Source organism: Xylanibacter sp., from assembly GCF_057607445.1.
In genome coordinates this window covers 46,851-58,540 of the sequence record NZ_DBLZAX010000021.1, presented here as the reverse complement: position 1 = coordinate 58,540, position 11,690 = coordinate 46,851, and the positions used below count along the sequence as shown (strand labels likewise).

At 40.4% G+C, this 11,690-nt stretch carries 11 protein-coding genes; 1 reads left to right on the top strand and 10 read right to left on the bottom strand.

Annotation, left to right across the window (positions count from 1 at the left end; translation table 11 throughout):
- A partial coding sequence (locus ACZMIG_RS13405; protein WP_487889690.1) for a hypothetical protein occupies positions 1-397 on the top strand: 397 nt, incomplete at its 5' end.
- A gap of 399 nt (positions 398-796) precedes the next feature.
- On the opposite strand, the gene ACZMIG_RS13400 is transcribed toward ACZMIG_RS13405, so the two are convergent.
- From ACZMIG_RS13400 to ACZMIG_RS13355, 10 genes are all read right to left on the bottom strand, one after another.
- Complete coding sequence (locus ACZMIG_RS13400; protein WP_418874844.1) at positions 797-1,789, bottom strand: rhamnogalacturonan acetylesterase; 993 nt, start codon at positions 1,787-1,789, stop codon at positions 797-799.
- 2 nt (positions 1,790-1,791) lie between these two features.
- Positions 1,792-3,159 (bottom strand): histidine--tRNA ligase, encoded by a 1,368-nt coding sequence (gene hisS, locus ACZMIG_RS13395; protein WP_302698599.1) that lies wholly within the window; start codon positions 3,157-3,159, stop codon positions 1,792-1,794.
- Between the two features lie 112 nt (positions 3,160-3,271).
- Complete coding sequence (locus ACZMIG_RS13390; RefSeq protein ID WP_302698601.1) at positions 3,272-4,546, bottom strand: adenylosuccinate synthase; 1,275 nt, start codon at positions 4,544-4,546, stop codon at positions 3,272-3,274.
- Positions 4,527-5,054 (bottom strand): Fur family transcriptional regulator, encoded by a 528-nt coding sequence (locus ACZMIG_RS13385; protein ID WP_302353256.1) that lies wholly within the window; start codon positions 5,052-5,054, stop codon positions 4,527-4,529. The genes ACZMIG_RS13390 and ACZMIG_RS13385 overlap by 20 nt, the downstream gene beginning before the upstream one ends.
- Before the next feature lie 64 nt (positions 5,055-5,118).
- A complete protein-coding gene (locus ACZMIG_RS13380; protein ID WP_287602545.1) occupies positions 5,119-5,739 on the bottom strand; it encodes a DNA alkylation repair protein in 621 nt (206 codons plus the stop codon).
- A gap of 5 nt (positions 5,740-5,744) precedes the next feature.
- Positions 5,745-7,706: a dipeptidyl-peptidase 3 family protein gene (locus tag ACZMIG_RS13375; RefSeq protein WP_487889689.1), complete on the bottom strand. Its 1,962-nt coding sequence runs from the start codon at positions 7,704-7,706 to the stop codon at positions 5,745-5,747.
- 20 nt (positions 7,707-7,726) lie between these two features.
- A complete protein-coding gene (locus ACZMIG_RS13370; protein WP_021854887.1) occupies positions 7,727-8,146 on the bottom strand; it encodes a helix-turn-helix domain-containing protein in 420 nt (139 codons plus the stop codon).
- A gap of 383 nt (positions 8,147-8,529) precedes the next feature.
- Positions 8,530-9,882 (bottom strand): tRNA lysidine(34) synthetase TilS, encoded by a 1,353-nt coding sequence (tilS, locus tag ACZMIG_RS13365; protein ID WP_487889688.1) that lies wholly within the window; start codon positions 9,880-9,882, stop codon positions 8,530-8,532.
- Complete coding sequence (locus tag ACZMIG_RS13360; protein WP_125104065.1) at positions 9,872-11,053, bottom strand: class I SAM-dependent rRNA methyltransferase; 1,182 nt, start codon at positions 11,051-11,053, stop codon at positions 9,872-9,874. Before ACZMIG_RS13360 ends, tilS begins: the two co-directional genes overlap by 11 nt.
- Positions 11,046-11,684 (bottom strand): 3'-5' exonuclease, encoded by a 639-nt coding sequence (locus ACZMIG_RS13355; protein WP_021854884.1) that lies wholly within the window; start codon positions 11,682-11,684, stop codon positions 11,046-11,048. The genes ACZMIG_RS13360 and ACZMIG_RS13355 overlap by 8 nt, the downstream gene beginning before the upstream one ends.
- Positions 11,685-11,690 lie beyond the last annotated feature (6 nt).

Sequence of the window (11,690 nt, the reverse complement as noted above, 5' to 3'; positions counted from 1 at the left end):
TACTACTCTTGTCTCTGTATATTTCAGTATCTCAAAGATCTCTTTCTTCAGTGCTCAGGGAGCGTCAGCTCTCAAAAGCGGATGCAAAAGTACGGGGTTTTGGCCAAACCGCCAAATGTTTTCTGAAAAAAGTTTTAATTTTAGAGCGATTTTAACATCCGTTTACATATTGAGTGCGGATTTTACACCATTCACATTATTATATTTTACTAAAGAAATAAGCAAACTTGTGACACAGGAACGGGAAATAAGACCGGACGGGAAGGATGAAAATCATACGATAATGGCAAAATTTAAAGAGCGATGGCAAAATTTAAAGGTATTTGAATCCCAAAGAAAAAAACAGCCGGCCGGTCACCGGTTACGACAGCCGATGCTACGGTCAAGCCTGTCATGAAGCAGCAATATTCATGAACGGCAGGATTAATGCAAGGCTGTGCGGCAAGCCATACGGGGCAGCTAGCAACGCCATAAAACGCTGACAGAATGGACGTTATAGGCTTTTTAAGCCGGCTGTATGCCAGGTGCAAAACACACCAATCAGAGGGCTGTCTGCAAAAGGACACCTTTTAGGGGACAAAAGCATACCTTTTACACGATAAAAGGATAACAAACGGAACGCAAAAGCATAACTTTTGAAAAAAGAATAAGCATGAAGACTTGCGTGATAATAAAATAAAAAGCGGTAAATATTTGCAAATACCCCAATAACAATCTAGGTTACAAATATTTACCGTAGTATTACTTATATAATAAGGTTCTGAAGTTCAGACCATAATATAATAATTATAATCAACTATTTTATGAAACTAGCCCCTTGCCTCATTATATATTCTATCTTCTTATCTTTACCGGCTACAGGTTTCTTCCACTTTCCCTCACCTACCAAGATAGTTGTCTTAACACCAGAAGGAACATAATCTACAGCCGTTTGCAGATCAAAATACAATCCACTTCCATCTTTTGCAACTGAAGCATCATACTTGCAACGATATTGTTTAAGTTCTGGAACAGCATCAGAAACGGCATCAGCAAGTAATCCGGCAACAACATACGCACCATAAACATTATAGTGAGTATTGTCTTGACGCCCCTTTGGCAATGAAGGAACTTCATTAGGTAGATACCACATATGCAGTTTTTTGGATTTATCCGGCCCTAGCCCCTGTTCCAAATCATGTGTAATCTTATTTGCATCCACAAAAGGCACATTCAACTCACGCGCAACATTACGAGGAGACAAAAGATAGTCACCGTGAGTATCTACCAATGTATCACCTTCAACCAAATCAGCTGACGAATTAGAACGGGTATCATCATCAGCAACAGCTGTTTTACTATTTGTAAAGATTCGCCTTACTACACTATTAAATAAAACAGGAATGCCGCCTCTCATCCTTGTTTCCTTAACAAACTTGCGCAAGTTTTCATCGAAAGTTGTTCCAGGATCAGTGTGTCGTTTAGGATCGTCTTTCTCATCATTATGCCCAAACTGAATAAAGACATAATCTCCAGGCTTTATTTTTTCCACGACCTTCTGCCAATGACCCTCACTAATGAAACTTTTTGAAGAACGCCCATTAAGTGCATGATTATCAACAATTACGTCCTCAGTGAAGAAATTTTTGAGCATCATTCCCCATCCTCGCTCCATCTTTCCACCACTAATATCCTTATTAGCCATAGTGGAATCACCTATCATAAAGATTGTAATTTTTTCATTTTTCTTATATGCAGATAGTGACAACACACACAGGAGAAGGACAAGAAAATATTTTATTCTACCCATAATCACTGTCCAGATTTAACGATTGACACAAGTTCATCAGCATCAACCAGACGCTGCTCACCTGTCAACATGTTCTTCAAAGTTATCTTATTCTCATTTATCTCATTTTCACCTGCAATAGCCACATAATGAACATTGCAGTTATTAGCATAGTTCATCTGCTTTTTCATCTTTGCTGCATCAGGATATATCTCAGTAGCAATGCCGTTCTCACGAGCTTTGGCAGCAATAGGCAAACAATACGCCATTTCCTTTTCCCCGAAGTTAATAAACATCAGACGAGTTCCGCTCATTGCATTTTCAGGATAAAGTTCCAATGCATTAAGGACATCAAAAATTCTATCTGCACCAAAAGAGATTCCGACACCACTCAAACCTGGCATACCGAAAATGCCTGTAAGATTATCATAACGTCCTCCGCCTGTAATACTTCCGATTTGAACATCAAGTGCCTTAACCTCAAAGATTGCTCCTGTATAATAATTAAGACCTCTTGCAAGAGTCAAATCAAACTGTACCTCATTCTTAAGATTAGACTTGTCAAGTACGCCGAATATATAACGAAGCTCTTCAACACCCTTTGTTCCTATTTCTGAATCTTTGAGGATATTGCTTATAACATCCAATTTTTCTTCATTGCTGCCGCTGAGTGATATCACCGGCTGTAGCTTTTCAATTGCTTCTTTACTGAGTCCGTCTTCTGCAAGTTCAGCATTTACATTATCAAGACCTACTTTTTCCAGTTTATCAATAGCAACAGTAATAGGCACTATTTTATCAGCCTCGTTGATATATTCAGCTATTCCTGTTAATATTTTACGGTTGTTGATTTTTATCTGAACGCGCACGCCAAAACGTGTAAACACTGTATCAATAATCTGCATCAATTCAATCTCATTGAGCAACGAATCACTGCCGACAACATCTGCATCACACTGATAGAATTCACGATACCTACCCTTCTGAGGACGGTCCGCACGCCATACAGGCTGAATCTGATAACGCTTGAACGGCAACTGCAACTCATCCCTGTGCATAACGACAAAACGGGCAAAAGGAACGGTCAGGTCATATCGCAAACCTTTCTCACATAATTTTGAAGCCAAATGCAACGGATTTCCATTGACAAGTTCCTCTCGATCAATCTTGCTCAAATAATCTCCACTATTGAGCACCTTGAAAAGAAGTTTATCGCCTTCCTCACCATACTTTCCAAGCAATGTCTGCAATGTTTCCATGGCCGGAGTTTCAATCTGCTTAAAACCATAAAGAGCGAAAACAGACCTTATTGTATCAAAAATATAATTGCGCTTTGACATTTCCAACGGGGAAAAGTCACGTGTACCCTTAGGTATTGATGGTTTGTTCATATCTGTCTTTATTTAAGATAAAACCCAAGAATTGAGAATGATGAATCTGGATATTGAAAACATCAATTATCCACACCACAAATTCTCAATCCTTGGGACGAAATTATACGTATTATTTTCTAACTATTGTCTGGGCACGATCCGGACCTATTGAGATAATCTTAATAGGAGTTTCAAGTTCTGTTTCAAGGAATTTGATATAATCCTTAAATTCCTGCGGGAACTCTTCCTCGCTGGTCATCTTTGTCATGTCGGCCTTCCATCCCTTAAGTTCCTTATAAACAGGCTCGATGCCTTCCTCTATATTATAGGGGAAATCTGTCAAGGTCTCACCATTGCGTTTATAAGCTACACATGCCTTTATTGTATCAAAGCCATCAAGCACGTCGCTCTTCATCATGATTAACTGAGTGACTCCATTAACCATAATAGAATAACGCAGCGCAACAAGGTCAATCCATCCGCATCTGCGCTCACGTCCGGTAACAGCTCCATACTCATGGCCAAGCTGCCTTATAAGACTTCCAGTCTCATCAAACAATTCTGTCGGGAACGGTCCGGCACCGACACGTGTACAATAAGCCTTCATTATGCCATACACTTCTCCAATTCTGTTAGGGCCAATTCCCAATCCGATGCAAGCTCCTGCACAGATAGTGTTAGAAGACGTTACAAAAGGATAGCTGCCGAAGTCGACATCAAGCATTGTACCCTGAGCACCTTCACATAATATATTCTGACCAGACTTTAAGATTTTATTAATTACATGTTCAGAATCTACAATATGGAACTGACGGATATATTCTATACCTTCCATCCATCTCTTTTCTACATCAGAAATATCATAGTCAGTATAATTAAGCGATTTCAAAATCTGCTCATGACGTGCCTTATGAGCATTATATTTTTCTTCAAAATTATCAAATATATCACCCACACGAAGTCCATTGCGCGAAACCTTGTCTGTATATGTAGGACCGATGCCTTTACCTGTTGTTCCTACTTTGTTTTTTCCTTTAGCCTGTTCATAGGCTGCATCCAACAGTCTGTGAGTTGGCATAATAAGATGGGCTTTCTTTGAGATATAAAGTCTTTCTTTCAAAGGATGACCGCTTTTCTCCAAGTCTTTAGCCTCATCCATAAACAAATCCGGAGCAAGTACTACACCATTACCAATAATGTTAATCTTGCCACCCTGGAAAATGCCAGAAGGAATACTTCTAAGGACATACTTTTCGCCTTCAAACTCGAGAGTGTGTCCTGCGTTAGGACCGCCCTGAAATCTTGCAATCACATCGTAATGAGGCGTAAGCACATCAACAACCTTGCCTTTGCCTTCATCACCCCACTGCAAACCTAGCAATACATCAACTTTGCCTTTTTCCATATTTATTAATATATTTGTTTTTATTTATATTCTCCTGTTTTTCAGTATTCTCTTTATTTTTCAAGCGCGTAAGCATTGCCTGACAGGTGCTGCATACACCATAAATATGCATTGAGAAGCCTTCTTTGCGAAAGCGCCTCAAATGCGTTCTGTCAATTACATCTGCAATCTCGGGTATTTTTATCTCTGTAACCTTTCCGCAAACAGTACAGACCTGAGTGCAGTGATTATCCGAGTAACACGCCTTATAGCGTATACCGTCCTGCAGTCTCAGGCATATAACAAGTCGTAAACTCATCAACAGCCTTACCGTATTGTAAAGCGTAGCTCTGCTAACGGGAAAGCATCGTTCTATCAGCCTGTCGCTAAGTTCTTGTATTGAAAAATAAGAATTGAAGCTATACACCGCATCGAGAATCGCAAATCGTTCAGGGGTTTTGCGATAATTGTTCTGTTCCAAATAGTTGTCCAGAATCTCCCTTACTGCGTCGCTACAATTATTTTTCATTTTATCCATACTCCGGATTGTCCGACAAAAATACAACAAAATTCCGTATTAGCCGTACAAAACATCAAAAAATATCTAAATCGTATGATTTGAAGGCAGATTTTGTTATTTTATTATACTCGTCGGAAATAGTACAAAAATGTGACAACATATTTACAACTGTATGCTGCAGTGACACACTTCCACCTTCAAGAGCAGTTTTGGCCTGATCAAAAAGCTCATTTATCTCTCGTGAATCAAGCACCTCTCCACGCATAAAAAGCCGTGACAAGATGTTATAACCACACATCTGCTCTAGCTCACTCGCTGACGCAAGCCATTTGAACGCGAGGTCTTTCGCGCTGTCTATATACTGAAACAGATTGAAGGCCACCATAGCTGCAACTTCCTGATTTGGAATCTGTGACACCCAAAGGCAGGCCAAATCAGCTTTCATATCCGCCGGTGGCATAATCAATGTGGCAAGAATCTTACATTCGCGGATGTTTTCTTTCCACAGTTCGATGGCCAAGTCATAGTCTTTGCCATACTCTTCTGCCAGTGTTTTCAAGGCAGGCAGAGATATGCCCCAGTTTATGCTATACCCAAGTCCTTTCTCGCGCATTGACTGAGAAGCCATGCCGTTCATCATCAATCTGAAACGCTGTTTAATTTGTTTCAGTTTGTCTTGTGTTTCCTGTTTCATATTTATCAAATCAATGTGGAGTAATCTCTGCTGTAACGCAACATCTGATGCTCGTAAGTTTCAGAATAATCAACAGTTATGTCCATTATTTTACCATCACAATCAGTAACAGGCATAAGTACCGGATTTATGAATCCTTTATAAGGAGGTATGCCCAGACTATTATATCTGCACAATATTTCATCATGCAAAACCGGATCAATATTCACAGCATAATTCTCGACTATGTCCCGGGCTGCGGCATAATCACCCTCGCTCTTTATGCGTTGAATTTCAGCTAGCAAGGCTGCAAACAGATTGCGGAGTTGCTCATAATCGTTTATACGCACATAAGTTTTCCCGTTTTGACGCACAAGCTCTACAACATTGCCCTCACGTCCTTTTTCATAACACCAACGTGCAACCAGGGCACGGTTACGCATATGGGCCTCCTCTATACAATTGCCTTTTTTAATGCGTGCAAGCTGAGTGAGAAGTCCATTCATCATATATGAATAATACTCTGCCTTATAAGCTTCTGCATCAGGCAGCAGCCCCAATTCAACTAACTTTTTATCTGCTGCATAATACAATCCGAACAAATCAGCACGCGCCTCTTCAATAGTATTGCCGTATGCTTTCAGAGAGTCAGGATCAACACCGGGCAACAATTGTCCGCTACCATGTCCGAGACACTCATGCAGGTCAGTATGTATGATGTCACATATATCTCCATACTGTCTTATAAGCTTTATTGTCTCTTCGTCAATGACAAACTCTTCGTCAAAGCCATTACCACGTGATGCTTCATTATAAGCCGATATGATATTACTTATCGTAACGCTCTTGCTTCCATGGCTTGCTCTAATCCAGTCAGCATTAGGAAGGTTTATGCCTATGGCCGTTGAAGGGTATTCACCTCCGCCGAGAGTTGCCGCACATATTACATTTGCAGACACACCCTTTACCTGCTGTTTCTTAAAACGAGAATCAACAGGCGAATGGTCTTCAAACCATTGAGCGTTATCGCTAATCACTCTGGTCCGCCTTGTTCCTTCTACATCACGGTATTCAACAAGACCTTCCCAAGTGCCTTTCATTCCGAGCGGATCGTCATAAACCTCAATAAACCCATTAATAAAATCAACGGCAGATTCTTTTTCATCAACCCATTTAATGCAATATTCATTAAAGTCTGCCAAATCGCCCGACTTGTAATATTTAATCAAAGCATCAATTACACTGCGCTGCCTGTCATTTTCAGCCACAGTTGAAGCCATTTCGAGCCAATATACAATTTTCTCTATTGCTGCGCCATATTTTGCTCCAATTCTCCAAACATCTTCAACAACCCGTCCATCACATTTTTTCACTGTAGTATTCAGTCCATATGACAAAGGCTCCTTATCGTCTGGATTTTTCTTTGAAGCATAATACTCTTCAACTTCACTCTGTGTTACACCATCATAGAAGTTGCATGCTGAAGTTTCAACCAAATCGAAACCGTCCTTTTTATTCACCTTTACAGGCATTACATCCGGATCAAAAATTATCGGCAGAAGTTCTTCACATAATCCATCCACCGTCTGTCCTTCGTCTAAAGGCAGCAAACTGCCATCAACAGATTTAACAGCATCTATAAAAAATGCTTCAGAAAAACCAGGGACAAATTTATCGCATCCGTAATGATGGTATATGCCGCTAGAGAACCATACCCGCTTCAGATACACAACAAGTTCCTTAAACTCATCAGCAGTTCTGTCACCTTTATAATTAAGGTATATCTGCTCAAACACTTTGCGTATCTTCAGATTATACCGGCCAAACTGATCAAAAGTTATGTCACGGCCATAAAGCGCGGCCTCAGACAAATAATACACTAGCTTTTTCTGCCTCAGCGACAAAGAGCTGAAGTTGTCAAGTTTATACCTGAGCATCAGTATATCCGCAAAACGTTCGTCGGTATATGAAAATTGAGTATTTCTCATTGCAGCATTAATATGTTACGTTATTTTTCCGAATTATCTAACTTATACTTTCGCGGCGTAACACCTGTGTATTTATAGAACGCCGCATAAAAAGACTGTCTGTTTGAAAAACCAACCAAATCACTCACTTCCTCCATTTTAAGCTTTTTATGCTTTTTGTCAGTAAGCAAAGCCTTGGCATCTTCTATGCGATACTTATTTACCCATGACGTATAATTCATGTTGAAGCATATATTAACCACGGCAGATATATACCTAGTATTGGTTTCAAGTTCTTCAGCCAGACGCTTGGCCGAATATTCCTTGTCTTTATATTTTTTCTTTTTTACGATAATCCTGACAATCTTTACTTTCAACTCACTGACCAATTTTGGACTTATAAGCGAACGATATGCAGCGTCCTTCTTATAATTGTCAAAATTCACGTTATACTTTACCATACCTTAAACTTTTAATATTTCCTACTAAAGACATTTTATCGCAGAATTTTCATTCTGCCTGTTCATATTAATGCAAAGGTAATATTTTTTCAGCAAACAGATTGATAAATGGCTTATTTTAATAAAAATTGCATTTAAACATTATCTGTGAATACAATAAATACCGTTCACGAAAACAGTAAACTGATAATATACAAAACTAGGATTTGACTAATGCTTGATGTTATGCCTGCTTTTGGCTTATAAAATGCGACCTTTTACGAGGTGAAAGGGCATCTTTTGCCAGCCAAAAGATATTCTTTTACAAAACACTGTATATCAAGATGTTACGTACACCACACAAATCATGAAAAAAGAACTTTATCAAAAATTAAAAAACCGGCTTAACAGCCGGTATATGTAATCTTAAGTATTTTCTTCGTTGTATCAGAAACCCTGCATCTGTTGTCAGGTCTCTGGTTTACGAGCCATATTATCTTTTCGTCCGAATCAGTTATAACAAGCTGACGGCGCTTATCAAACAAATTAAACTTACGATCTGTCAAATAATCACTTACCAACTTGGAGCCATTCATCCCGAAAGGAATGAATCTGTCACCGGTAGAGGCCCTGCGCACAATAAGCGGAAAAGCGACCTTAGACAAATCTGCAAAAAAGCAATTTCTGTCTCGTACAATTTCTACATTCGACCCGTTATCTATAATCTCTACCCGAAACTTAGAAGACTCATCATATACATAAGTTCCTGTCTCAGGTATAACAAACCGCCTTTGTCCTTCGTCAGACAATGGTTCAATGAAAATATATTTACGGTCGATAAGCAGAGCGTGGGTAGATGAACGAAATTCTGTGCCAGGCCCAGAGTTCAATGAAGAATAAATCTGTTCTATCTGCAACGGGGCAAAAGAATAGTTCTTTAAAATATGAAACAGCACATTCTCAGGAGACGGTCCTGAAGAAAGTATATCCAGTGATATTTTTGCCTCACCTTTATTATTATATGTAACTGCACGCCCGGCAGCCTCGCTGATAGTAGAACCAAAAACTCGAGCGACCTCTTCCATACGCATGGCAGTCTTGGCTATGCTGTTTCCAACAGAAGGATTTATCTGCCTCATAAGAGGAAGAATGTCCAGACGGATTTTATTTCTGACAACATCATCAACCAGATTCGTACTGTCAGTTACATAATCCTGCCCTGCGGCACAAAGCTCGTTTTCGATATCAGCTCTTGAAACGCACAATAGCGGACGCACTATGTCACCGTTTTTCGGAGAGATACCCGTAAGTCCGTCAATACCTGTACCACGGATAAGATTCATCAATACGGTCTCAACAGAATCATCCTGATGATGCGCAACACATATAGCGTCGGCGCAGATGTCACGCTTAAGCTGTGAAAAGTAAGAATACCTGAGATCTCGGGCTGCCATCTCTATGCTTACTTTACGCAACTTTGAATAAGACACTGTATCAAAATGAGCTCTATGAAGCTCTATGCCATTCTGCCGGCAAAACTCGACACAGAAATTTTCATCACGGTCTGATTCTTCACCACGCAGATGAAAATTGCAATGAGCAGCCTCAATCTTGTAGCCCAATTCGCAAAGAGCTAAAGCCAAAGTAACGCTGTCGGCACCTCCCGACAGCGCAACTATATATTTTCCGTCCTTACTAAGTAACTGACGGTCTTTAATAAAATCTGATATTCTTTTTAGGAAACCATTACTCAACATAAAGAACCAATCCCTTTAGATATTCGCCTTCAGGATGATATATGTTTATTGGATGGTCGGCCGGCTGATGCAACTGGTGCAATATCCTGACATTACGACCTGCCAATGCAGCCGCTGTAAACACGGCATTTCTGAAATTATCCTTTGTCACGACCTGACTACAGCTGAACGTAAACAGAATACCACCACTCTTTATCTTCTCAAATGCCTTCACATTAAGCCTTGTATATCCTTTAAGCGCATTATGCAATGCAGCCCTATGCTTGGCAAAAGCAGGAGGATCGAGTATTATCAGGTCATATTTGTCTTTTGCGGCATCAAGAAACTTGAATGCATCCTCACAAAAAGCCTGATGACGCTTGTCGCCGGGAAAGTTCAGTTCCACATTGGCATTAGTCAGTTCTATCGCCTTGGCACTGCTGTCTACTGAATGAACGGCCTTAGCATTGCCTCGCATGGCATAGAAAGAAAAACCGCCCGTATAGCAAAACATATTCAAGACAGTTTTACCTTTTGCGTAATGCTCAAGCAATTTTCTGTTTTCACGCTGGTCAACAAAGAATCCTGTCTTCTGACCTTTTAGCCAGTCAACATGAAACTTAAGGCCATTTTCTACAGCGACATTGTCATCACTTCCCCCATATATAAACCCGTTTTCCTGTCCAAGGTCAGCCTTAAACGGCAATGTTGTCTCACTCTTATAAAAGACATTCTCTATGCGGTTGCCCATAACCTCAACCAGCTGGCGGGCTATGACATTACGGCACACATGCATACCAACACTATGAGCCTGCATGACTGCAGTCTTGCCATAGCAGTCAATAACCAATCCCGGAAGATTGTCGCCTTCACCATGTACAAGCCTGAACGTATTGTTTTCAGGATTGTCTGCAATACCGGCACACTGACGCATGAGCAACGCAGCCGCCAGGCGCTGTTTCCAGAAGTCATCATCAATAGCTATATCCTGAAATGAAAGCACACGCACAGCAATGCTTCCAATCTGATAATGCCCCAAAGCAATGAAAGCGCCCGACTGAGTGATGACTCTTACAATGTCACCCTCCTCTATTCCATCGTCCATATGCGCTATCGCACCAGAAAACACCCAAGGATGAAAACGCTTAAGACTGTCTTCCTTACCTTTCTTTAAATATATGTTCTTATACATCTGTCTCCTTATTTTCTTCTATTTTTACCAACTCATAATCTCCGGTCTTTTCCAGCCGGCACAACTCTTCATATATATTTATACATGCCCACGCATCGGTGGCGGCATATAGTTTCTGTCTGTCGCTAAGCACATCCGACTCCCAGTTACTCAGCCTTACCGACTTACTGATCTTCTGATGGAAGAAATTTGCATATAGCTTTTGCAAGCTCAAATCCTCCACTCCAAGTTCGCAGACATGCTTCTGCAAATCAATGAAATTCCCCGGATGAAAATCGGCACGCTTATGCAATGAATTTATATCGTCGCGCAACGACAAGCCAATCTTCGGAATTGAAGGATCTTCAAGCAGACGGATTATAGCCGGAGTTATACCTGTAAGATTCAATCTGAAAAGAAAACACGTGTCATGAGTTGACACCTGAAGCAATGCTACATTATGAGTCTGTCCCTTTTTAAACGAAGGCCTTGTCTCCGTATCTATCCCCAATATTTTTTGAGACATCAGATAGTCAACAGCCTTCTCTGCCTCCGCAGCAGTATTTATCACAATGATACGTCCGGAGAACAGCACTTTCGGCAGAGCTGTTATGTCATGCTTATCAAACTTATTGTATATGATTTTTCTCATTTGCAA